The 24,197-nt window shown below is 31.9% G+C and carries 20 protein-coding genes and 1 other RNA gene; 20 read left to right on the top strand and 1 reads right to left on the bottom strand.

Annotation, left to right across the window (positions count from 1 at the left end; all coding sequences use genetic code 11):
* Window positions 1-57: 57 nt before the first annotated feature.
* Entirely contained in the window at window positions 58-1,149 is a 1,092-nt protein-coding gene (ychF, locus tag C5Q98_RS03015) for a redox-regulated ATPase YchF (protein ID WP_106012247.1), read from the bottom strand.
* Between the two features lie 183 nt (window positions 1,150-1,332).
* Here ychF and C5Q98_RS03010 point away from each other — a divergent pair, with 183 nt between their 5' ends.
* The 20 genes from C5Q98_RS03010 (at window position 1,333) to C5Q98_RS02915 (ending at window position 24,103) form a co-directional block, all read left to right on the top strand.
* Window positions 1,333-2,556, top strand: a complete 1,224-nt coding sequence (locus C5Q98_RS03010; RefSeq protein ID WP_106012246.1) for a THUMP domain-containing class I SAM-dependent RNA methyltransferase — start codon at window positions 1,333-1,335, stop codon at window positions 2,554-2,556.
* Between the two features lie 135 nt (window positions 2,557-2,691).
* Window positions 2,692-4,224 carry a YifB family Mg chelatase-like AAA ATPase gene (locus C5Q98_RS03005; protein ID WP_106012245.1) on the top strand — a complete coding sequence of 511 codons (1,533 nt, stop codon included), beginning with the start codon at window positions 2,692-2,694 and terminating at the stop codon, window positions 4,222-4,224.
* A complete protein-coding gene (gene dprA, locus C5Q98_RS03000) occupies window positions 4,225-5,358 on the top strand; it encodes a DNA-processing protein DprA (RefSeq protein WP_106012244.1) in 1,134 nt (377 codons plus the stop codon).
* Window positions 5,359-5,410: 52 nt separating this feature from the next.
* Window positions 5,411-7,576 (top strand): type I DNA topoisomerase, encoded by a 2,166-nt coding sequence (gene topA / locus C5Q98_RS02995; RefSeq protein ID WP_106012243.1) that lies wholly within the window; start codon window positions 5,411-5,413, stop codon window positions 7,574-7,576.
* 83 nt (window positions 7,577-7,659) lie between these two features.
* Window positions 7,660-8,694, top strand: coding sequence for a YesL family protein (locus C5Q98_RS02990; RefSeq protein ID WP_106012242.1), 1,035 nt, complete (start codon window positions 7,660-7,662; stop codon window positions 8,692-8,694).
* A 37-nt stretch (window positions 8,695-8,731) separates the two neighbouring features.
* Entirely contained in the window at window positions 8,732-9,805 is a 1,074-nt protein-coding gene (queA, locus tag C5Q98_RS02985) for a tRNA preQ1(34) S-adenosylmethionine ribosyltransferase-isomerase QueA (RefSeq protein WP_106012241.1), read from the top strand.
* A gap of 35 nt (window positions 9,806-9,840) precedes the next feature.
* Window positions 9,841-11,043 (top strand): tRNA guanosine(34) transglycosylase Tgt, encoded by a 1,203-nt coding sequence (gene tgt / locus C5Q98_RS02980; protein WP_242967399.1) that lies wholly within the window; start codon window positions 9,841-9,843, stop codon window positions 11,041-11,043.
* A 91-nt stretch (window positions 11,044-11,134) separates the two neighbouring features.
* The gene (yajC, locus tag C5Q98_RS02975; protein WP_242967398.1) at window positions 11,135-11,500 is read left to right on the top strand and encodes a preprotein translocase subunit YajC; all 366 of its coding nucleotides are present in this window, start codon (window positions 11,135-11,137) and stop codon (window positions 11,498-11,500) included.
* A gap of 109 nt (window positions 11,501-11,609) precedes the next feature.
* Window positions 11,610-13,508: a DNA primase gene (gene dnaG / locus C5Q98_RS02970; RefSeq protein WP_106012240.1), complete on the top strand. Its 1,899-nt coding sequence runs from the start codon at window positions 11,610-11,612 to the stop codon at window positions 13,506-13,508.
* A gap of 69 nt (window positions 13,509-13,577) precedes the next feature.
* Window positions 13,578-14,651 (top strand): RNA polymerase sigma factor RpoD, encoded by a 1,074-nt coding sequence (gene rpoD, locus C5Q98_RS02965; protein WP_106012239.1) that lies wholly within the window; start codon window positions 13,578-13,580, stop codon window positions 14,649-14,651.
* A 54-nt stretch (window positions 14,652-14,705) separates the two neighbouring features.
* Window positions 14,706-15,542: a tRNA (adenine(22)-N(1))-methyltransferase gene (locus C5Q98_RS02960; RefSeq protein WP_158695692.1), complete on the top strand. Its 837-nt coding sequence runs from the start codon at window positions 14,706-14,708 to the stop codon at window positions 15,540-15,542.
* Window positions 15,542-16,408: a Nif3-like dinuclear metal center hexameric protein gene (locus C5Q98_RS02955; protein ID WP_106012237.1), complete on the top strand. Its 867-nt coding sequence runs from the start codon at window positions 15,542-15,544 to the stop codon at window positions 16,406-16,408. The genes C5Q98_RS02960 and C5Q98_RS02955 overlap by 1 nt, the downstream gene beginning before the upstream one ends.
* Before the next feature lie 29 nt (window positions 16,409-16,437).
* Window positions 16,438-16,783, top strand: an RNA gene (rnpB, locus tag C5Q98_RS02950) — RNase P RNA component class A.
* A gap of 128 nt (window positions 16,784-16,911) precedes the next feature.
* Complete coding sequence (locus tag C5Q98_RS02945) at window positions 16,912-18,015, top strand: IS30 family transposase (RefSeq protein ID WP_106012011.1); 1,104 nt, start codon at window positions 16,912-16,914, stop codon at window positions 18,013-18,015.
* Between the two features lie 186 nt (window positions 18,016-18,201).
* Window positions 18,202-18,465 carry a 30S ribosomal protein S15 gene (gene rpsO / locus C5Q98_RS02940; RefSeq protein WP_106012236.1) on the top strand — a complete coding sequence of 88 codons (264 nt, stop codon included), beginning with the start codon at window positions 18,202-18,204 and terminating at the stop codon, window positions 18,463-18,465.
* Window positions 18,466-18,645: 180 nt separating this feature from the next.
* Window positions 18,646-20,910 carry a polyribonucleotide nucleotidyltransferase gene (locus C5Q98_RS02935; protein ID WP_106012235.1) on the top strand — a complete coding sequence of 755 codons (2,265 nt, stop codon included), beginning with the start codon at window positions 18,646-18,648 and terminating at the stop codon, window positions 20,908-20,910.
* Window positions 20,911-20,982: 72 nt separating this feature from the next.
* On the top strand, window positions 20,983-21,996 hold the full coding sequence (locus C5Q98_RS02930) for a helix-turn-helix transcriptional regulator (protein WP_158695691.1): 1,014 nt from the start codon (window positions 20,983-20,985) through the stop codon (window positions 21,994-21,996).
* Complete coding sequence (locus C5Q98_RS02925; RefSeq protein WP_106012233.1) at window positions 21,989-22,666, top strand: LbetaH domain-containing protein; 678 nt, start codon at window positions 21,989-21,991, stop codon at window positions 22,664-22,666. The genes C5Q98_RS02930 and C5Q98_RS02925 overlap by 8 nt, the downstream gene beginning before the upstream one ends.
* Before the next feature lie 57 nt (window positions 22,667-22,723).
* Complete coding sequence (galE, locus tag C5Q98_RS02920) at window positions 22,724-23,746, top strand: UDP-glucose 4-epimerase GalE (RefSeq protein ID WP_205728438.1); 1,023 nt, start codon at window positions 22,724-22,726, stop codon at window positions 23,744-23,746.
* An 18-nt stretch (window positions 23,747-23,764) separates the two neighbouring features.
* On the top strand, window positions 23,765-24,103 hold the full coding sequence (locus tag C5Q98_RS02915) for a hypothetical protein (protein WP_106012231.1): 339 nt from the start codon (window positions 23,765-23,767) through the stop codon (window positions 24,101-24,103).
* Window positions 24,104-24,197: the final 94 nt, after the last annotated feature.

The following is a 24,197-nucleotide window of genomic DNA, read 5'->3' as shown; positions in this document are numbered from 1 at the left end:
AATTAAAAGGCCATCACTGAGATGACCTTAATCTTTGTCTTGAAAAAGTAAGAGAAATTAAACATTGAATCGGAATAGAATGACATCTCCATCCTTTACAACATATTCTTTTCCTTCTGATCTAACTAGCCCTTTGGCACTACATGCAGCCATGGAACCTTCTTCAATTAAGTGTGAAGACTCAACTACTTCAGCACGGATAAAACCACGCTCAAAGTCAGTATGGATTTTACCAGCAGCTTGTGGTGCTTTTGTTCCTTTTGTTATTGTCCATGCTCTACATTCATCTTCACCAGCAGTTAAGTAGGAGATGAGACCTAGCAAATCATAAGATGATTTTATAATTTTATCTAAACCGGATTCTTCTAAACCTAACTCAGATAAGAACATTTCTTTTTCTTCAGGATCTAGGGTTGATATTTCTTCTTCAATTTTTGCGCTGATGACAATATAGGCTGAGTTTTCATTTTCAGCCTGTTTTGCTACAGCTTTTACATGAGGATTTTCTGAGTAATCAGAGATTTCATCTTCTGAAATATTAGCAACATAAAGAATAGGTTTAGCTGTAAGTAAACTTAATTCGTTATAGAATTCTTGCTCATCCTCTGCGACTTCAAATGTTCTAGCTGATTTGCCATCAGCGAAGTGAGCTTCTAATCTTTTGGTGAATTCCAGTTCAACTGCCTTAGTTTTATCAGCTTTGGCTTGTTTTACTAACTTTGCGTTATGTTTCTCAATCCATTCAAGATCAGCTAGTACTAATTCAGTACTAATAATATCGATATCTCTTTCAGCGTTAACAGAATCATTAACATTAATAATATTGTCATTTTCAAAACATCTAACAACTTGAAGAATTGCATCTGTTTCTCTGATATTAGCTAAAAATTGATTACCTAAACCTTCACCTTTACTTGCACCAGCAACTAACCCTGCGATATCAACAAACTCTATTTTTGCAGGCACTCTACTGCGTGTATTATACATTTCACTTAATTTATCTAATCTTTCGTCTGGCACATCAACGACACCTACATTAGGTTCTATTGTTGCAAATGGGTAATTAGCACTCAAAGCTCCAGCTTGTGTAATTGCATTAAATAATGTACTCTTACCAACATTTGGTAGTCCGACTATACCTAAGTTCATAGTTTATCCTCCGTATATAAATTAAATATTAAATATTAAATTCAAGATTTGCCCAAATGTCTGAGCAACATCAGCTATTATAGCATTTAAATGTTTTAACATTGCATGAAATAATAGAGCATTATAATACATGTTATATTCAATTGTGATAATATAAACCCATTAGTTTTTAGGAGATAATTTGTGTATAAAATTAATTTACCAGTATTATTTGGATTAGAATCTGTTGTAAGAGATGAGTTATATGATCTAGGTTTTGCAAAAGAAAATGTAGAACTTGGGAATGGTAATGTTCAGATTAGTTTAAAGCAAGATAGAGAGTCTATCGCTGAAGCTGTGGCGTTATGTAATGTGCATTTACGCTGCGCAGAAAGAGTAGAATTAGTCGTTGCTGAGTTTCAAGCCAATGATTTTGATCAGCTTTTTGATAATGTAAAAGCTTTAGAATGGGATACCTGGATTCCAGATAATGCTGCGTTTACCGTTGATAGGTCTAATACACATAAATCAAATCTTTTTGCTCCATCTGCAATTCAAAGTACAATTAAAAAAGCTATAGTTCTTTCTTTAATTGAAGCTAGAGATTTAAAGGAAAATTCTAGGTTAAAAGAAGATAGAAATTTCTTGGATTTACATATTGCTTATGAAATTATAGATAACAATGTTCGTCTAAGTTTTAATACTTCTGGAGCAGGCTTACATAAACGTGGATATAGATTAGATAGAAACCAAGCTCCTATTTCTGAAACTTTAGCTGCAGGAATTATTAAGCTAAGTCAGTATTCTCCGGAAAACAATGAAGTTGTTTATGATGTTTGTTGTGGATCTGGAACATTTCCAATTGAAGCAGCAATGATTGCTTATCAAATAGCTCCTGGAGCTAGACGTGATTTTACTGCGGAAAAATGGCCTTTTATAGGTGATAAAATATTCAATGAAGTAAAAAATACTGCAATTGAAAGAGAAATTCCAAGAGGAGATCTTGATCCAAACAATGTTAAATTTGCTGGTTCTGACATAGATGGCAAAAGTATTAGTATGGCTAAGGCCAATGCTAGACGTGCTGGCGTTAGAGAGGTAATAGACTTTAGAGTATTAGATCTACATGATTTACATATTGATAAACTCAATAAATACTTTAAAAATGATGAATTTTTATTTCTAGCTAATCCACCTTATGGTGAAAGAATGGCTGATGAAGCAGAAGTGATTAAGATCAATCAAGGAATAGCTAATTTAGTTTTTTATCCGAAAACAAACTTTACTAATCCCGGTGTTCGCTTGAGCATTATTACAGCGTGTGATTTTGAGAAAGATACAGGTCATAAAGCAGATAAAAGACGTAAATTATATAACGGTATGATTAGGAGTACGATGTACCATTATTTTAGGCAGAAATATGTGTAGCTTTAATTTAATTTGATTTGTTATTTATCTTAAATGCCAAAGAAGCTTTTGTGACTTCTACTTTATTTTTGTTTATATTTGTAGCATTTTTATAAAAATGCTTTTTACTACTATATTTTCAAGGGGGAAATTCTTATGGAAATAAGTATAGTAAAAAGTGCATGTATAAGCGGAACTCAGTCCGAAAAAATTAATGTAGAAGTTAGTCTGAATAATGGCTTACCTTATTATAATGTTGTTGGTTTAGCCGATTCTTCTATCAAAGAATCTAGAGAAAGAGTACGATCAGCTATTAAAAATTCAGGATTTACCTGGCCTAATAGAAAAATAACTGTAAATCTTAATCCTGCCTGGCTGAATAAGTCTGGTTCGAGTTTTGATCTGGCTATAGCTTTAGGAATTTTACAGGCAAGTTCTCAAATACCTCAAAACTTGGACTTATCAGCCTGGGGTGAGCTTTCTTTGACAGGAAATATTGAATCAGTTCCGGGAGCTTTAGCTTTAACAGATGCTCTTATTTTTGATAATAATCATAGTGTAAATAGTGAAGAAGACAAATTTTATATAGTCCCAGAAAATGCAAGTAATGAAATAGAGGATTTTATTGATAATTTAACATATTACTCGAATTTAAAAGCGTTAGTTGAAACTTTAAAATCACCTAGAGACATAGAAGAAAAATCTATCACAATTAAAGAAAATCAAGATAAAAATTATTTAAATGAATTGAATAAATTTCCGGTAGATATTCAAGCTTTTGCTTGGCGAGCCTGCCAAATTTCTGTAGCTGGAGGTCATCACTTGTTAATGCAAGGAGCTGCAGGTTCAGGGAAAAGTACATTGGCAAGATATTCAAGATTTTTATTACCTGAACTATCTCCACAAGAGAATTACAATTTAGCTATTAGATACTCTATAGCTAACTTACCACCGCAATTAGAAGAGCTTAAACTTGGTGTTTTAAGAGAAGTGCATCATAGTATGACAAGTGCAGCAATTCTAGGAGGGAGTTATAAGTACCCATTAGGTGAGCTAGCTCTTGCTAATAAGGGGATTTTGTTTCTTGATGAAATTTCGTTGTTTTCTAATGATGTTATTAATAATTTACGTTCTTCAAGTGAGAGCGGATTAGTAGAAAGAAAATTACATGGTGAACTGATATTACAAGAAGCTAGATATATTTTAATTGCCACTTGTAATCCTTGTAAATGTGGTAATTATTTTGAAGATAATTTATGTACATGTAGCGATGGTGACATAATTAGGTACAGACAAAAGTTTGATAACCCATTTTTCGATAGAATTTCTTTGTTTTGTAATTTATTAGCATTAGAAAAAAATAAAATAGCTGAAACTTTAGATAGACATCAATTTGATCTTTATTCATATAAAAATGCAGTGCAAAGAGCAAGAGATATTCAAAAATCAAGATTTAATACAGACAAATATATTCTAAATGCGTGGGCGCCACTAGATAAAATACGAAAGAGTTTAGAGTGTAGTGAGAAAAATAAGAAAATTTTTGAGGATCTAGCAAATACCTTTAATCTTTCCATTAGGTCATATCAAAATATTTGGCGTGTTGCTAGAACAATTGCAGATTTAGATGGAGCAGAACAGATTGAAGAGAATCATATTTATGAAGCTTTTGCCTATAGGAGAAGATAAATGGACATTGAAATTGTAAAAGATTACATGGCTGCACTGGTATACTTACTTCAGAGAAGAAAAGTTTTAAAAAGAACTGAGTTAATTAAATTTATTATTGAATCAGAATTATTCAAAACAGAAAATTTGACGTTATTTAAACAAAGATTTTCAGAAAATAAAGTTATTAAATATAGTAAATTAAGTATTAATGACTTAGAAGTTTTATTAGAAAATTGCGGAGAATATAATATAAAAATAACTATGAGGGGAGAAAACAATTATCCCAAATTACTAAATGAATCGAGTGATGCTCCTTTAGTTATATTTTATAAAGGTAAGATAGAAAGATTAAATGAAAGTAATATAAATAGTTTATCGGTTGTTGGAACTAGGAGAATGAGTTCTTATGGCCAACGTTTTATTGAAAGTGAAATTCCAAAATTAAGTTTATATAATTTTTGCATTATATCAGGTTTAGCTAGAGGAATAGATAGTTGTGCCCATAAAGTTGCAATAGAAAATTCTATATTTACTGTTGCAGTGCTTGCGCATGGTATAGATTTAATTTATCCAAGAGAACACAAAAGTTTACGAGATAGTATAGCAAAGGAGGGAGTTTTAATTTCAGAACACGCTCCTGGAGTTAAACCTTTGAAACCTTACTTCCCAGCTAGAAATAGAATAATTAGTGCCTTAAGCAATTACACTCTTGTAGTTGAAGCTGGAGAAAAGAGTGGTAGTTTAATCACTGCTCAATTTGCTGCTGAACAGAATAGAAATGTAATGACCGTTCCAGGATCTATTTATCAAGATGTTTCAGCTGGATGTAATTCACTATTAAAAGATGGTGCTTTGTTAGTTCGTTCAGCAAAAGATATTACTGATTGGATGAATATTGATTTTCAAATGTATAGTAAAAATATTGATTTTCAAAAAGAAAAGTTTAATAATATGTCGTCGATGTTAATTTATGACAATTTAACTTTGAAAATATTTAATTTGTTAGACAAAAAAGCGTTTAATGAATTAGAATTAGCAAATCGACTGAATCTTAATATCAGTGAATTACTAATTGAGCTAACTAAACTAGAAGCTCTAGGATACATTAAAAGAAGTGGTACAAAAGTATTTTTGACAAAATCTTTAAATTAATTAATCATTGTTTTAAGACATTTATAAATGAATTTATTATTAGGGAGTTTTAATGAGCAAAAATTTGGTAATCGTTGAGTCACCAGCTAAAGCAAAAACTATTGAAAGATATTTAGGTGACGAATATAAATTAACAGCATCAGTAGGTCACATTAGAGATCTACCTGCTTCTACTATTGGTGTTGATGTTAAAAATCAATTTAAACCAAGATATGTCACCATGAAAGGCAAGCACAAAGTTGTTGCGGAATTAAAAAAGCTTGCTAAAGATGCTGACAATATTATTTTGGCAACTGACCCGGATAGAGAAGGTGAAGCTATAGCTTGGCATTTAGCTCATATACTTAAACTAGATCCGGATTCCAAATGTAGGGTTACTTTTAATGAAATTACTGAAAAAACAGTACAAGAAGCTATAAAAAATCCTCGTAGTATTGATATGAATTTAGTAGATGCTCAACAAGCAAGGCGTATTTTAGATAGACTTGTTGGTTTTGAGTTGAGTCCATTACTATGGGAGAAGATAAGAAAAGGTCTTTCAGCAGGAAGAGTCCAATCAGTAACCAGTAAAATGATTGTTGATAAAGAAAGAGAAATTAAAGCATTTATACCTGAAGAATACTGGAACTTAGACGTTAAACTTCGTAAAAATAATGATGAACTACAATTTTCTGCTAGATACCAAGGTGATTTAAAATCAGGAAAAGTAAAGAAAGTAAAAGTTAATACAAAAGAAGAGGCAGATGCGATTCTTGCTGATATTGATAAAGATGCTTTCTCAGTCCATGAGATAAAGAAAGGACAACGTAAACGTAAAGCTAAACCACCTTATACAACAAGTACTTTACAGCAAGATGCTTCAGCTAGAATTAACTTTAACTCTCGTAGAACTATGAGTGTCGCTCAGCAACTATACGAAGGTGTTAATATTGGTGGTCATGGACAAGTATCCTTAATTACTTATATGCGTACTGACTCTGTACGTATTTCTCAGGATGCAATTAACTCTGTACGTTCACTTATAAAAAATAATTATGGAGAAAAATATCTTCCTAAGAAAGCAAATTATTATGCTAATAAGAGTTCTAATTCTCAAGATGCTCACGAGGCAATTAGACCTACACACTTTGATTTATCACCAGAATATGTAAAGCGATCGCTAACTGAAGAACAATATAGACTTTATAATCTAATTTGGACAAGGTTTGTGGCTTGTCAGATGGTTGATGCTGTAATCGATACTGTAACATTAGATGCTAAAAGTAATGACCATATTTTTAGAACTAAAGGGGAAACTATTAAATTCTCTGGTTATATGGAAGTATATAACGAATATCTAAGTAATGAAAAAGAAGAAATTCCTGAACTTGAAGAGGGCGAAGCTTTAACTTGCGATAAGATTGATGCCGAGCAAAAATTCACGCAACCACCTGCAAGATATACAGAAGCTTCCTTAATTAAAGCCATGGAAGAGAATGGTATAGGTAGACCATCTACTTATGCACCTACAATATCAACTATATTAGCAAGACAATACGTGGAGAAAGACGGTAAGAGTCTTGTACCAACAGAATTAGGTTTCTTAGTCACTGAGATGTTAGAAGAAAACTTCCCAGATATAGTTGATGTTAATTTCACTGCTGAAATGGAATCCAACTTAGATAATGTTGAATCTGGTGAAATGGAAGGAATCAAAGTTCTTGAAGAATTTTATCCGGATTTTCATGCTGAAATTGAAAAAGCAAAAGATACTATCAGCAAAGTAGAAATTCCAGAAGTAGAACTAGGTGAAAAATGCCCTAAATGTGGAGAAGGGGACCTGGTAATAAAAGTAGGTAGATTTGGGAAATTTATAGCTTGTAATCGCTTCCCTGACTGTGACTACACAGATACCATGAATTATTCAACAGGTAGAAAATGTCCACTTTGTGGTTCAGAAGTAGTTTCAAGAAAAAGTAGGAGAAATAGAATTTTCTATACTTGTGATAAAAAGGGTAAAGACCCTGATTGTGAGTTCATATCTTGGGATTTGCCTGTAGATGATAAAAAATGTGAAACCTGTGGATCTTATATGCTAGAGAAGAAGAGGAAATCAGGAGACTATATTTATTGTTCAAATAAAGAGTGCCCAACTCGTCAAAGTAAAAAGAGTAAGAGTAAAGAGAACGAACAAGATAAAGAAAAAAGTATAAATGAAGAAGCGGACGACAAAGAATAACAATAATCAAATAAGTATTATATAATATTTAATTATTAGTTTTTAAGTTTTTATTATTAATTTAATAGAATTAGGAGATATTTATGGCATTTTGGAATTGGAATAAAGAAGGACCTGGAGTTGATCCAGATGAACCAGAAAAGGGACCCTTAGGAGAATTTTTCTCAATTTATTTTAGTAAGTTTTGGAGAATATGTGGTTTAGGTATGATGACTTTTATTGGTAGCCTTCTAACTATAGCTTTACTTTATTACGTAGGATTCTACTTATTAACTATGATTTTGCCAACTTTATCATATGAGAATATTCTTGCTGTGCTGAAAAAATTAAATTTAGATTTTACCCAAGGTGCAACTGTAGAGACAATGTCATCGTACTTCTTCTTGGCTAGTCATTTGGTTTTTGTACTTACAGTATTTAGTTTAGGCTTTTTTACTTTTGGTCCTATTCATGTTGGATTCACCTATGTCTATAGGAATTTTGCAACAAGAGAACCTGTGTTTTTGTGGTCAGATATTAAAGATAGTATAGTCACTAATTGGAAAAAAGGCTTATTACATAGTATTATTTCAGCCTTTGCTTTATGTTTAGGTATTTATGCATTTTATTTTTATAATGCAAATATGCCAGAAGGTATTTTGCTGTATGTTTTAAGAGCAGTTCTAATAATGTTTATTTTTACTATTATCGTAATGCAATTTTATGTTTATCAAATGATAGTAACTTTCGATTTGAAATTACGTCATATTTATAAAAATGCCCTAATATTAACATTAGTTAAAGTTCCAAGTAACTTCTTTATTTTATTACTATTGTTAATATTTAATTTTGCAATACCTTTCTTAGCTATTTGGGGAATACCATCACAAGCAGTAGCCGTAATAGTCTTTGCTTTACAATTTAGTATTGGAATGGGATTGAGTAATTTCTTAATAAATTTCTTTGCCAGCAGAGGTATAAAGAAATATTTGATAGAACCTTATGATGATAATAATAATGGTGGAGCCCAAAGTTCTGTTACTCAAAAGGTAAAAGAGCGTTATGAATCTGAATGGCATTATCAAGAAGATATACCACAAGAATCTCAACATGAATCACCAACTGGTGCTCCAGCATAACAAAAAATAACTTAAATTAGAAAAGAAGGTTATTACTGTGAAAAAATCAGATTTTTATTATGATTTACCAGAAGAATTAATAGCTCAACACCCCGTTGAACATAGAGATGAGTCAAGGTTATTACACTTAAATAGTGAAACAAATGAAATTGAACATCTGCATTTTAGAGATATTTTAGATCAACTAAACAGAGGCGATACTTTAGTATTAAATGATAGTAGAGTTATACCTGCTAGATTATTTGGTACAAAAGCTTCTTTACAAAATCCTGTAGAAGTTTTGCTTTTAAAACGTCTAAATGAGACGGATTGGGAGACTATTGTAAATCCTGGCCGAAGATTAAAAACAGGCGCACATATTGTATTTAAAGAAGATGTTTTGGAAGCAGATATTATTGATGTTCTTCCAGATGGAAATAGGGTATTAAGGTTTGAATTTACAGGAATCTGGGAAGAGGTTCTGGATGAATTAGGAGAGATGCCTTTACCACCTTACATTCACGAAAGACTTATAGATAAAGAAAGATATCAAACAGTCTATTCTAAGGTTTCCGGTTCTGCAGCGGCACCAACAGCTGGATTACACTTTACTGAGGAGCTACTAGAGGAAATTAGAAGTAAGGGTGTTAATATAGCATTTTTAACTTTACATGTTGGATTAGGAACTTTTAGACCTGTTAAGGAAGATGAAATAGAAGATCATCTAATGCATACAGAAGAATACGTGATATCTTCAGAAACTTGTGATTTAATAAATAAAACACGACATGAGGGTAACAAAGTAATTGCCGTTGGAACCACATCTTGTAGAGTTCTCGAAAGTTTAAAACAGGACGAAAATTACAATATTTTACCTGAAAAGAGTTCTACAGATATTTTCATCTATCCAGGTTATAAATTTAAAGTAATTGACAATTTAATTACTAATTTTCACCTTCCTGAATCTACACTAGTAATGCTCGTTTCAGCGTTAGCAGGAAAAGATGAAATCCTAAATGCATATAAAATAGCTGTAGAAGAGAAATATAGATTTTTTAGTTTCGGTGATGCTATGTATATTGAAGGTAATAAAGATAATTATACTGGATTACATCAAGGTAAAGTTTTTTGATATAGAGTTATTAAACAGAAGGAGTGTAAATAAAATTGGATAATACAAAAGAAAACATTAATAAAAGTAAGTTTCCTGTTTGGCATGAAATTCTTCATATAGATAAAAAGACAGGGGCTAGATTAGGTGTTTTGCATACTCCCAATGGAAGTTTCAAAACTCCAATGTTTATGCCAGTTGGTACAGCTGCATCTGTTAAAGGAATCTCACCACGAGAACTAGAAGAAATGGGTGCTGGTGTTGTTCTTTCTAATACATATCATCTTTGGTTACGCCCAGGAGAAGACGTCGTTAAAGAAGCTGGAGGATTGCATGAGTTTATGCAATGGCCGAAAGGAATTTTAACAGATAGTGGTGGTTTTCAGGTGTTTAGCTTAACCAAAGCTAAAGATATTACCGAAGAGGGGGTGCACTTCCGTTCACATATAGATGGCAGAAAGTTATTCTTAACACCAGAAAAATCTATGCAAATTCAGAATGATTTAGGTGCCGATATAATAATGGCATTTGACGAATGCATACCTTATCCAGCAGATAGAGATTATGCTGCCAGATCTTCTGAAAGGACAACTAGATGGTTAGAACGTTGCATTAAAGCTCACAAAAGACCTGATGAACAAGCTTTGTTCGGTATTGTTCAAGGTGGAATGTATCCAGATTTAAGAAGAAAAAGTATTGAAGAAATATGCTCTTTTGATCTTCCAGGATTTGGTATTGGTGGACTAAGTGTTGGGGAACCAAAAGAAAAATTCTTTGAAATGTTAGAGGCAACTATACCTTATATGCCAGAAGATAAACCTAGATATCTTATGGGTGTTGGAACTGCAGATTATATGCTTGAAGCAGTCAAGCATGGAGTAGACATGTTCGACTGTGTTAATCCAACCAGAATTGGTAGAAATGGTACTGTTATGACTCGTTTTGGTAGATTAATTATTAGAGATAAATCTTCAGAAAAAGCATTTATCCCTATTGATGAAAATTGTAAATGCTATGTCTGCCAAAACTTCACCAGAGCATATATAAGACATCTATTAAAAGCTAATGAAATGTTTGGCTTAAGATTAGCTTCATACCATAACTTGTATTTCTTAATTGATCTTATGAAACAAGCTCAAGATGCTATTGCTGAAGATAGATATCTAGAATTTATTGAGGAATTTGAACTTGATTATGGAGATGGTAAATATAGTCAAGATAGAGTTGATGCATCCAAAGCTAGAAAAAATCTTTTATAAAATATAAAAAATAAATTATTTTTAACCTTCTTGTTAGATATTATTATAAATGATAAAATACGCTTAGAAAAAAGATAAATAGGAGTTATTTATGAACAATTTACTAAACATGATAAATGTATTTTTAGAAGCAGCACCTAATGCAGCAACAGGTGATGTGAATGGTGGACAAATGTTGATTAGTTTTATTGCTACATTAGGTCTTCCAATTTTAATGATAGGTTTAATGTACTTTATGCTAATTAGACCACAAAGAAAAGAAGAAAAACAACGTCAGGCAGATAGAGATAACTTAAAAGTAGGAGATAACATAATCACAGTTGGTGGTATCGTTGGTAGAGTAGTAAACCTTAAAGACGATGAAGTTACAATCTCCACATCAGTAGCTAATACAGTTTTAACTTTTAGAAAAGTTGCAATCGACAAAGTTATCAAACCTATTTCTGATGAAGAGTAATTATTATTAAAACATCATATGTAAATAAAATGTAAACTCTTGCAATTCTTTGCAGGAGTTTTTTTATTTCTTACGTAACTATAACTAGAGTCTCAAAAAAGGAGAATATATGGCAAGGATTCCTGATAGCACAATTGCAGAAGTTAAAGACAGAAGTGATATTGTTGATATCATCTCTCGTTATGTAAACTTTACAAAAAAATCAGGTGCAAATAATTTTGCTCTTTGTCCATTTCATTCTGAGAGCACCCCATCATTTAGTGTAAATTCTAATAAACAAATCTTTCATTGTTTCGGTTGTCATAAAGGTGGAGATGTAATTACCTTTATAATGGATATTGAACATCTTAATTACCCAGAAACCATTAAGTTTCTTGGAGACATTGTAGGTGTTGAAGTCAGTTTAGAAAATGAGGATGATGAGAAGTATCAAGAAGCGAAGAAGTTTAAAGAAAGATTATTAGAATTAAATACTGAAGCTGCTAGATATTATTTTTCTCAGTTAAACCAAGATGCAGGTAAAGTTGCTCGAAGCTATTTGAATAAAAGAGGCATTTCAGTAAGCACAGCGAGGAGATTCGGTTTAGGTTATGCTGATGAATCTTGGCAAGGATTATATGATCATATTGTAAAAAAAGGCTTTAGCCCTAATGAAATTGAAGCTTCTGGTTTGTTTAGGAAGAACAAGCATAATCGCTGGTATGATTTGTTCAGAAATAGATTAATGTTTCCAATAATAGATGCAATGGGTGGAATTATTGCTTTTGGAGGTAGAGTATTGGATGATAGTCTACCAAAATATGTAAACTCTCCTGAAAACAAGCTTTACACTAAAGGAAAACATGTTTATGGATTAAATATTGCTAAGCGAACAAAGTCAGATTCGTTAATTGTCGTTGAAGGTTATATGGATTGCATAAGTTTGCATCAAGCTGGTTTTGATCAAGCTGTTGCAACTCTAGGTACTGCCATGACAACGCAACAAGCCTCATTATTGCGTAAGTATAGAGAAAAAATTATCCTTGCTTATGATATGGATAGTGCTGGTAGAACAGCCAGCTTACATAATATTGATATTTTAGAAGATAAAGGAGTAAAAGCTTTTGTTCTTAATTTACCTGACAGTAAAGACCCAGATGAGTATCTAAAAAAACACTCTGCTGCTGATTTGAAGTTAGTATTAGATGAAGCTATGGAAGCACTAGATTATAAATTTTCATATGCTAAAAATTTAGCTACTCAAGATGGATTTTTAAACAAACTTGAATATCAAGATTTAGCTTTAGATGTAATTTCTGAGATCAATAATGCAGTTGTCAGAGAGTTATCAATTAAACGTTTAAGTAATGAAATTAATATTTCTGAGGAAAGTTTAAATCAGGTATTATCTATTAAATTACAGAATAAGGCTAATGACTCACAGAAAGCTTTTAATAGAAATAGATTTAGAAGAGAAGTTAATAATAAGCTTAATGAATCAGAAACTGAAAATAATGAGAATAATAGAAATAATAATGCTTTATCTAGTGAAGCTCCAGCCAAGAAAAATATAGTAGTTAGTAATCTTGAACTTCAAACTTTATACTTGCTTGCAGCTAATCCAGATATTTATGAGCAATCCGAAATAAAATTAAATAAAAAATGGTTTAGAGCTAAAGAAATGCGAGATTTTATAGAAAAATTTTTAAGCAGTGATCAGATGGATATAAACACATTGGTCAATTATTTAAACCAAGAAGATGATGAATTAAGAGAAGTAATAAATACTGGCATAAGTAGATATTTAATTGAGGAAAATCAAGATAATTATCAAGAGACAAAAATTAACTTAAAAAGGTCTTTATACAATCTTAAGTTGGATTTTTTAACTAGAATTAGCAACTACTATTCTAATCAATTAGACAAAACAACTGATCCTAATGAAATAAAGTCTATCAGAGAGAATTTTATTAAAGTTAGAAAGGAAAAGAATGAGACTGAAGATTATATTAAGAAAAATTTAAGATGAGTTTAATTAGTTTTAGAAAAAGCTTTGATTTAATTAATAAAATTCCAAGGTTTAATAAAGGGAGGAAATATGGCAAATAGGAAGATAGTAGATAAACTTTTAAGAAAAGCAGCAAGAAATGATAATGTTCTTTCATATAGTGAAATAATGAAGACTATTGAAGATGCAGAGATTGATGTTGATGAAACAGAGCAAATACTAGATGCTTTAGAAGAAGCTGAAGTTACAATAGACGCTGACAACGTAATTGATGTAGATGATGACGATGATGATGAAGATGATGATGATTTTGACAGCAAGAAGAATGCTCAAGTTGCTGTTGATGACCCTGTAAGAATGTACCTAAAAGAGATTGGTAAAGTTGAATTGCTTACAGCTGACGAAGAAAAAGCTTTAGCACAAAGACGTGATGAAGGAGATAAAGAAGCTCGTGATCACTTAGCTGAAGCAAACTTAAGATTAGTTGTCTCTATAGCAAAACGTTATACAGGTAGGGGTTTATCTTTCCTTGATTTAATTCAAGAGGGTAACTTAGGACTATTAAAAGCTGTCGAGAAATTTGAATGGGAAAAAGGTTTTAAATTCTCTACTTATGCAACTTGGTGGATTAGACAATCCATAACAAGAGCTATAGCTGATCAAGCACGCACTATTCGTATTCCTGTACACATGGTTGAAACTATTAACAAGACAATTAGAGTACAAAGACAATTGGTACAAGAGTTAGGACGTGAACCTGAGATAGAAGAATTAGCTGCTGAAACTGATATGTCACCAGAAAAAGTACGAAATATCATGAGAATTTCACAACATCCAGTTTCATTAGAGAAACCTATAGGTGAAGAAGAGGATAGCCACTTAGGTGACTTTATACCAGATGATGACATACCATCCCCAGAGCAACAAGCTTCATTTACCTTACTAAAAGAACAATTGAATGAAGTATTGGGTACCTTAGTTAAACGTGAAGAAAAAGTACTACGATTGCGTTTTGGTTTAGATGATGGTCGTCCTAGAACATTAGAAGAAGTTGGTAAAGAGTTTGGCGTTACTAGAGAAAGAATTAGACAGATTGAAGCTAAAGCTTTACGTAAATTAAGACACCCATCAAGAAGTAAAAAACTTAAAGATTACTTAGTATAATAATAAAAAATGCAAGTGAAGGAAATGTAATCGTAAGGTAGATTTGAGCTCATAGTGACTACAAAGACTGAAAGAAATCATAAAATTAAATTAAGCAAACGATTAGAAACTATCTTAGAGTTAGTTCCTGAATCATGCAATTTCTTAGTTGATGTTGGTTGCGATCATGGACTTTTGTCAGATGCTTTTTTGAGATTAAACAATGAGAACAAAGCTTTACTAATTGATTTACGAGAAAAACCTTTAGAAAAAGCAAAACATAATCTTATTGTTAAATCTAAACATTCATCTGAAAGACTAAGGTTTTCTTTAAGTTCTGGTTTGTTAGATTGGAATGTTAATGATTCCCAAGATGATAGTCTAGGAGATGCTACTTGTATCGTAATTGCAGGGCTTGGAGCTAAGGAAATAATTAATATACTTGCAGAAAAGCTTGACCAACTTAGAAGAGCTAATTTTTATCCAGAGATGGATGTATATTTAATAATTCAAGCGATGCGTAATCAAGAAAATATTCGTCTGTTTATGAGGGAAAATAATTTTCCTATGCTAGAACAAGTTATTATTGAAGATAAGGACTTTGTTTATAGTGTCGATTTGTATAGGATGAATTTTTCTGAAATTGATTCTTATCCTGAATTGAAAAGTAGTAATAATCTAGTTGATTTTCTAGGGGAAAATTTGCTTGAATTTTTGCAGGAAACTAACTTTACAAATAAAAGCAAAAAGTATGATAACAATATTGCACAAAAGTATTTGGAAAGACAGATAAGGATTGCAGTAAAAGAATCTCAAAGTCTATCAGAGAGTTTATTAGAGGAAAGAATGAAGATGATAGATATGATGAAAAGCTATCTTAAAGATAATAGAGAAGAAATGGAGTTAGATTAATGAAGCTGAAAAAGATTATAGATTATTTAGAGCATTTTGCTCCAGTAAGTTGGCAAGAGGATTGGGATAATGCAGGTTTGCAATTAGGTGACTACAATCAAGATGTCAAAAAAATCGTATTGGCTTTGGACGCAGATGATAGAGCTCTAGAGTATTGTAAAGAGGTTGATGCTGATCTTTTAATAACTCACCATCCATTAATTTTTGGTGGCTTAAAATCTTTGAAATATCATATACCCGAAGAAAGAATTATCAGTGAATTTATTAAAAATAATATAAGCGTTTATTCAATGCATACCAATATGGATAAAGTTCCTTGGGGTACTAACTATGCTTTAGCAAAAATGATAGATCTAGAAGATTATATACTTGATGAACCACTTTTCCCTGAATACTCACATGAATTTAAAGATTTAAGTTCAGAATTCAAAAATCAATTTAATCAAAGAATTACCGGATTTGTGTCAATTGCAGAAATAGATAATACAAGATTAGGGTTGCTAAATAAATGTAGAGATACTTTCAAAACTGATGTAGATATAAACTTTGAAAATGATGCTCCTAGTAAAAAAGTAGCAATTTCAGGAGGTTCTTTTGATAAGAATTGGATAGATAAAGTGTATCACAGTGGCGTAGATACTATAATTACAGGTGAGATGAAGTATCACGATCAGATTTTGTGTAGAGAAAGAAATATGGCTGTCATTGTGTTAGGTCATGATGTAAGCGAAAACCCTGTATGTAAGTCTTTTGCATATATTTTGAAGCTTCTATACAATTCCAGAAAAAATTCTGAAGATTATAATCCAGAAGTTGATGATTTTACTGTAGAGTATTTCCCAAGACTTAAATATGATAATTTTTAATAATTAATATATAATTGGCTCCGAAATACTGAGATAGTTGGACAATCGCGGGCAGATACCGAAAGGTACTGCGTGAGGAAAGTCCGGGCTCTTTAGAACCAAGGGTGCCGGGTAACTCCCGGTGAAGGTGACTTTAAGGAAAGTGCAACAGAAATATACCGCCAATTTATTGGTAAGGGTGGAAAGGTAGTGTAAGAGACTACCGGCTTTTTGGTAACAAGAAGCGTCCATGTAAACCCCATCCGGAGCAACATCGTGGAGGAACATATGCTGAGGTTCAAGCGTTCCTAGGAGATGGCTGGAACCATTTAGAGATATTTGGTCTAGATAAATGATTGTCCTCGACAGAACCCGGCTTATAGATTATCTCAGTATTATTTTTAAAAAATGTTTCAAAATAATGTATATGAAAGTTTTGGCGAGTTGTAAAATAAACTGAAATAATAAAGGCTCAAACAATCCTGTACAATGTTAATTGGAAAAACGAAACAAAGGAGGATCGTATGAGCCAATTACATTATATCAGGAAAAGAGAAGCAGGTCAGCATTTAACAATAGAAGATAGAAAGCATCTAGAGTATTTATATAATGAGAATTTGAAGCGACCTAAAAAAGATAAATTAAATCAAAAAGAGTTAGCAAAGATATTAGGCTGGAGTGAAGCAACTCTATCTAGAGAACTAAAACGCGGTAAAGTCAAACAAAAGAATTCTATGCTAGAAGAATACACAGCATATTCCTCTGTAGTAGCTCAGAAAACAGTAGAAAAAACTTGGAGTAATAAAGGACCATCTTTAAAGATTAGTAACGACCATATATTAGCCAAAATAATAGAAAACATGCTAATAGGAAAAGAGATGAATAGAATAAATAATCTTAAATTCTCTCCAGCAGCAATAACAATGTATTTTGACAGAGTTGGCTGGCCTACAGATAAAAGACTTTGTACTAGAACTATTTACAACTATGTAGAAAAAGAAGTCTTCCTAGAAGTAACAATGAAAGACCTTCCACGTAAAGGAAATAAACCTAGACAAAGAAAACGCTATATAGAAAAGCGCTTATCTCCACCAGATAAGAAGAGAATAAACCATAGACCAAAAGCTATAGAAGAGCGTACAGAGACGGGGCACTGGGAGATGGATTGTATAGAGTCTAGTAAGGGAGATAGGACTTGTTTATTGACACTTGTAGATCGATGTACAAGAGAATGCATTATTTTAAAGATAAATACGCAAAGACAAGAATCTGTAGTAAAGAAGCTTAATTCTATAGAAAGAAAACTAGGAGCAAGAGCATTTAGAGAAAAGTTTAAGAGTATAACGGTAGATAATGGAGCAGAGTTTCAAGACTGGAAAAGCATGGAAAAATCTATACATAGTGAGAAATATAGAACTAGTGTTTATTATGCGCATGCATACTCATCTTGGGAGCGAGGAAGCAATGAAAATCTAAATGGATTTATCCGATATTTTATTCCTAAAGGTACAAAACTAAAAGATATACCACAGAGAGAAATAAATAAATTAGAGGAATTTATTAATAGTTACCCAAGGAAAGTATTAGAAGGAAACAGTGCAAATAGTAAATATTTAGCCATAGCGTAAACAATTAACATTGTACAAAAAACAATTTCAGTTTATGTTGCACTTTACAGTATATGAAAGTTTTGAGAAAAGAATTTGCATAAGTCCTTTACTTACTGTATAATTTGACTTCGTACTTTATCTTGGTTTTGAGATTAGTCCACTTTTTACTAAGATATCGTGAATTAAATTTTAGGAGGAATTACTATGGACAAGAATAGAAAACAAAAAATCATTCAAGAATATGCATTGCATGAAGGTGATACTGGTTCACCAGAAGTTCAAATAGCTCTTTTAACAGAAAGAATTAAAGATCTCACAGAACATCTAAAAGTTCACAAACATGATCACCACTCAAGACGTGGATTGTTAAAAATGGTTGGTGAGCGTAAATCTTTACTTAACTACTTGAGAAAAGAAGACATTGAACGTTATCGTGATTTAATTGCTCGTTTAGGACTAAGAAAATAGTCTTAGCAATTTGCACAAAAATCAATTTGTATTATAATTAATAGGCAGGCTAAAAACCTGCCTATTTTAATATCGAAGACATTATGTGAGTAGATAGTAGAACGAGTTTATCTTAATTATCAACCACCCTAAGATAGATTGGTTCTACGACCTACAGCATAATGCAAAATGGAGGTTTTAATGAAAAAAGTTTTTACAAAAGAATTAGCTGGTAGAGAGCTAAAAGTCACCATGGGTGAATGGGCTCAGTTAGCTAATGCATCTGTATTGATTCAGTATGGTGATACAACAGTATTATCAACTGCTACAGCATCACCTGAACCAAAACCAGGTATAGATTTCTTCCCATTAAGTGTTGATTACGAAGAGAAGATGTATGCTGTTGGTAGATTCCCAGGAGGATTCTTGAAACGTGAAGGTAGACCAAGTGAACATGCTACCGTTACAGCTCGAACAATTGACCGTGGTCTCAGACCAATGTTCCCAAGTGACTTACGTAATGACGTAGTTTTATCAAATACTGTTTTAGTAATTGATGAAATTAACGCACCTGAATTCTGTGCTACTTTTGGTTCATCATTAGCGTTAGCAGTATCAGATATTCCATTCAATGGTCCTGTAGCTAATATTAATGTTGGATTAATTGACGGAGAAATTATTATCAATCCTACAGTTGAACAACAAAAAGTTAGTGATCTTGACTTAGCTTTAGCAGGTAGACGTGATAAATTATCAATGATTGAAGCCGGTGCAAATGAAGTTCCAGACGAAAAAATGTTGGAATGTATTGCCGAAGGTCAAAAATATATTGCAGAGTTATGTGATTTCATTGATGAGATTGTTGCTGAAGTTGGTAAAGAAAAATTTGAATATACAAGTCATGTAATTCCTGAAGAATTAATGAATGCAGCTTTAGATCTTATCGAAGCTGATGTCAAACGTGACATGATTGGTACTGATAAAGATGCACGTGATGAGAAATTATTAGTTTTATCAACTAAGTTAAATGATTATATAGTTGATACTTATGGGGAAGAGTCAGAATATATAGATTTAGCTCCTGAAGTATTTGACTTAATTCAAAAGAAAGTTGTTCGTGACTTACTAAAAGAAGGTGTTAGAGTTGATGGACGTGCAATTGATGAAATTAGACCTTTATCAGCTGAAGTTGATGTATTGCCAAGAGTTCATGGTTCATCAGTATTCTCACGTGGTGAAACTCAAGCCTTGAATATTGTTACTTTACAACCTATATCCAAAGCACAAGTTATTGATGGACTAGGAATGGAAGAATATAAACGCTATATTCACCATTATAATTTCCCTGCATATAGTGTAGGTGAGGCAAGAGCAAGTAGATCACCAGGTAGACGTGAGATTGGACATGGTCAATTAGCAGAAAAAGCTTTATACGCTGTTTTACCAGCTGAGGAAGATTTCCCATATGCTATAAGATCTGTTTCAGAAATATTAAGTAGTAATGGTTCAACTTCACAAGCTTCAGTATGTTCATCATGTATGTCATTGATGGCTGCAGGTGTTCCTCTAACAAGACATGTTGCTGGTATTTCAACAGGTTTAATTTCAAATCCAGAAGACGATGATGACTTTACAGTATTCATGGACTTGCAAGGTGTTGAAGACTTCTATGGTGATATGGACTTCAAGGTAGCCGGTACAAGCGAAGGTATTACTGCTATTCAAGTTGATATTAAGAATGATGGTTTAACACAAGCTATGATTGAAGATGCGTTTGCGATGACCAGAAAAGGACGTCTTCAAATTATTAATGAAGTAATGGCTCCAGCAATTAGCGGTCCAAGAGAAGAACTTGCTGAGTTTGCTCCAAAGATCATCCAAACTAAAGTACCTGTAGATAAAATCGGTGAAGTTATTGGTAAGGGTGGCAAGACTATTAATGAAATTATTGAAAGAACTGGTGCTACAATCGAAATCGATGATGATGGTACAGTATTTATTTCAGGTCTTGACCTAAACGCAATGGAAGAAGCTAAGTTAATTGTTGAAGGAATTGTTACTGAACCTGAAGCAGGACAAGTTTACGAAGGTCAAGTTACTAGAATTGAAAGCTATGGTGCTTTTGTAGAGTATCTACCAAGCAAAGAAGGTCTAGTTCATATCTCCAAGCTATCATGGGATAGAGTTAACGATGTTAATGACGTTTTAAGTATTGGAGATATCGTTAAAGTTAAGATTATGGATATTGATGATAGAGGTAGAGTTGATCTATCTATTAGAGATTTAACCGATAAACCTGAGGGTTTCGCTGAAGAATCTCCAAGAAATGATAGAAATGATAGAAATGACAGAAACCACAGAAATTATAGAAATGATCGTAATGACAGAAATAAACGCAGAGACTTTGGTGATGATCAAGCATTAGCAAAACCTCGCAAACCTCGTCAAAGAAGAGACAACGATTAATAATATTATTAAAACTATTAAAGAGAAAGTCGCTTAATGGCGGCTTTCTTTATATTAAAATGTATTAGATATATGAATAAACGTAATGAAAAGAAATTAAAAATTCTATATGTTAAAGATATTTTAGAAAATTATTCATCTGTAGAAAATCCTTTAACCGCACAAGATATTATCAATTATTTAGCAGATTATGAAATTAATGCCGAAAGGAAAAGTATATATGATGATATTAATGCTTTAATTGACTATGGATTAGATATAAATAGAGTAAATGGTAGAAATGGTGGCTTTTATTTAAATAAGCGTGATTTTTCCCAAGAAGAGATTAGCACTTTACTAAGTACATTTTCATCTTCAAAATATGTTTCAACAAGATCGGTTATGCATATAAAGGATAAGCTAAAACCGCTGCTTGGTAAGAATGATTTAAGTAAGCTTAAGCAACTAATTTACGTGCCTAATAGAGTCAGTCAAAGTAATACTACTTTATTTAAGAATATTGAAGAAGTTAGTTCTGCAATTATTTCACAAAATATTTTATCTTTTAAATATAAAGAATGGATTATTAATTTGGATGATGGTAGAGTGGCGTATAATCTTAAAAACAAACATGATAATCTAAATTATAAAGTCTATCCATTAGCAATTGTTTATTTTGAGCAAAATTATTACTTTATAGCAATTGATATAATTGATGAAACTATTAAACATTTTCGCTTAGATAAAGCAGTAGAACTAGCTATGCTCGAACCTGCAACTAAAGAAATTAAAAGATTGGGAACTCGCTTTGATCCTGCAAAATATTCTAGTAGTGTTTTTGATATGTTTAGTGGTTATGAGAAAACTATTAGACTTAAATTTCATAAAGATATGATAGGTGTTATGATTGAGAAATTTGGTGAAGATTTAATAATACTTAAAGATAAAGATAAAGATTATTTTCATACAGCTCAATCAATCAGAGTTAGTAATAAATTTTTCGCTTGGCTATTATCATACAATGGTCAGATTAGATTAGTTTCACCAGAAGCTGTTGTTCAAGATTTTAAAGAATACATACTAAGGAATTTAGACATTTATGAATAATAAGAAATATTTTTATGATAATTTTATGAGAGCAAACAATCAGATTATTGATGAGTTTCTAAATGAATATGATTATATCTGGAAAGCTGTACCTAATATTTATAAACTTATTCCAGAAATTGCAAAAAAATTAGATGATAATTTTATTGAAATTCAAACAGGTGTATTTGTAGAAAAAACTGCGAAAATATCTCAAAAGGCAGCAATTATTGGCCCATGCATAATTGATGCAGGAGCTGAAATAAGACCTAATGCTTATATAAGAGAAAATGTCTATATAGGTAAATCTACTATTATTGGTAATTCAAGTGAGATTAAAAATTCCATTATTCTTGATAATGCTGAGATTCCTCACTTTAATTACGTAGGTGATTCTATATTAGGTAATTTTGCACATTTAGGAGCAGGTGCAATTATTTCAAATTTTAGACAAGATAGAAATAACATTAAAATTCGTTTAAATGACAATATAGTAATTGATTCTGGTATACAAAAATTGGGGGCCATTTTATCAGATCATGTAGAAATAGGTTCAAACGCTGTAATTAACCCTGGAACAATTATAGGAAAAAATTCTAGAATTTATCCCTTAACTCAGACTCGTGGAGAGATTCCTGCTAATCATATTTTAAAAAATGATAATAAACTTTATCCAATTGTTTCTAAATAATGTTAAAATTTAGGTTAAGACTAAACATATAAGATGATGGAAAATCAGGAGGATGTTATGAAAAAGAAAGTATTAGTAACAGGTGGTGCAGGATATATTGGTAGTCATACAATAATTTCATTATACAATTCTGGATATGAGGCTGTTATAGTTGATAATTTAAGTAATTCAAGCAAGGAAGCTGTTAGTAGAGTTGAAGAGATTGTTGGAAGTAATATACCTCTATATGTAGGTGATGTTTGTGATAAAGATCTTCTTAGAAAGATTTTCACTGAGAACGATATTTATGCTGTGATTCACTTTGCTGGTTATAAAGCAGTTGGAGAATCCGTAGCAAAACCGATTGAATATTATAGAAATAATATAGATTCAACATTAAGCTTACTTGAAGTAATGAAAGAGTTTAATTGTAATAGATTTATCTTCAGCTCATCAGCAACTGTTTATGGTACCGATCATGAATCTCCATTAACAGAAGATTTGTCAAAATCTGCCTCCAACCCTTACGGCTGGACCAAAGTTTTCATAGAAGAAATTCTCGAAGATGTATGCGTATCAAATCCTGATTTTAGTGTAGTTCTATTGAGATACTTCAATCCAATAGGTGCTCATCAATCAGGTAAAATTGGTGAGGATCCAAAAGGTATCCCTAATAATATAATGCCTTATATTACTCAAGTAGCTATTGGAAAACGTGAGAAATTAAATGTATTTGGTAATGATTATGATACCCCAGATGGTACAGGTGTTAGAGACTATATTCACGTTGTAGACCTTGCTGATGGTCATGTTAAAGCCTTGGATTATAGTTCTGAGCATGTTGGTTGTCTCGCAGTTAACCTTGGTACAGGAAATGGATATAGTGTTTTAGATTTAATCAATGCCTTTGAGAAAGCTAGTGGAGTTGAGATCCCTTATGAAATTGTTGATAGAAGACCTGGAGATGCTGCTACAGTTTTTGCAGATCCAAGCAAGGCAAGAGAAGTCTTAAACTGGGAAGCTCAATATGATCTAGAGCAAATGTGCGCAGACAGTTGGCGTTGGCAAAAAAATAATCCACAAGGATATGCTAATGCCTAGTTTATAAAGGTAATGCCTATGATTTTAAATGATGATGAAAAAAGAAGCTTAGATGAGGAAGAGAAATATAGCAGAGAAGCAATTCCAGATAACCCAAAGGCTTCTGAACAAATATATGAAAAAGCTAGTTCTGCTAATCATATGATGCGTAGAAATGAGCGTCATAATGAAAATAATATGCGTCAGAAGTTATTGAAAAATAGAAAGAAAAGATTAAATAAGAAAAAAACAAACATACTTTTGTATTTGTTATTTATTTTGATTTTAGCACTATTAGTATTCCTATATTGGGAAAATAGGAACAGTATAAATCAGTGGTTTATGGATATATATGAATCTTTATTAGAAAAGTTTTAATAAAATACTAAAATAGTTATTTAGCCTCTTCATATTTTCAAATGAAATTATGGAGAGGCTTTTTTATTTTATATTTTGTAATTAATTAGTTATT

Source organism: Fastidiosipila sanguinis (genome assembly GCF_002998295.1).
In the GTDB taxonomy this organism is placed as follows: Bacteria; Bacillota; Clostridia; order Saccharofermentanales; family Fastidiosipilaceae; genus Fastidiosipila; species Fastidiosipila sanguinis.
This window is presented reverse-complemented; position numbering and strand designations above follow the sequence as displayed.

Coding starts and splice junctions, on each gene's coding strand:
- galE (WP_205728438.1), top strand. CDS start 22,724: ATGAAAAAGAAAGTATTAGTAACAGGTGGTGCAGGATATATTGGTAGT.
- C5Q98_RS02945 (WP_106012011.1), top strand. CDS start 16,912: ATGAGCCAATTACATTATATCAGGAAAAGAGAAGCAGGTCAGCATTTA.
- rpsO (WP_106012236.1), top strand. CDS start 18,202: ATGGACAAGAATAGAAAACAAAAAATCATTCAAGAATATGCATTGCAT.
- C5Q98_RS02990 (WP_106012242.1), top strand. CDS start 7,660: ATGGCATTTTGGAATTGGAATAAAGAAGGACCTGGAGTTGATCCAGAT.
- C5Q98_RS03005 (WP_106012245.1), top strand. CDS start 2,692: ATGGAAATAAGTATAGTAAAAAGTGCATGTATAAGCGGAACTCAGTCC.
- rpoD (WP_106012239.1), top strand. CDS start 13,578: ATGGCAAATAGGAAGATAGTAGATAAACTTTTAAGAAAAGCAGCAAGA.
- C5Q98_RS02930 (WP_158695691.1), top strand. CDS start 20,983: ATGAATAAACGTAATGAAAAGAAATTAAAAATTCTATATGTTAAAGAT.
- C5Q98_RS02925 (WP_106012233.1), top strand. CDS start 21,989: ATGAATAATAAGAAATATTTTTATGATAATTTTATGAGAGCAAACAAT.
- C5Q98_RS02935 (WP_106012235.1), top strand. CDS start 18,646: ATGAAAAAAGTTTTTACAAAAGAATTAGCTGGTAGAGAGCTAAAAGTC.
- topA (WP_106012243.1), top strand. CDS start 5,411: ATGAGCAAAAATTTGGTAATCGTTGAGTCACCAGCTAAAGCAAAAACT.
- yajC (WP_242967398.1), top strand. CDS start 11,135: ATGAACAATTTACTAAACATGATAAATGTATTTTTAGAAGCAGCACCT.
- ychF (WP_106012247.1), bottom strand. CDS start 1,149: ATGAACTTAGGTATAGTCGGACTACCAAATGTTGGTAAGAGTACATTA.
- dprA (WP_106012244.1), top strand. CDS start 4,225: ATGGACATTGAAATTGTAAAAGATTACATGGCTGCACTGGTATACTTA.
- C5Q98_RS02915 (WP_106012231.1), top strand. CDS start 23,765: ATGATTTTAAATGATGATGAAAAAAGAAGCTTAGATGAGGAAGAGAAA.
- C5Q98_RS02955 (WP_106012237.1), top strand. CDS start 15,542: ATGAAGCTGAAAAAGATTATAGATTATTTAGAGCATTTTGCTCCAGTA.
- dnaG (WP_106012240.1), top strand. CDS start 11,610: ATGGCAAGGATTCCTGATAGCACAATTGCAGAAGTTAAAGACAGAAGT.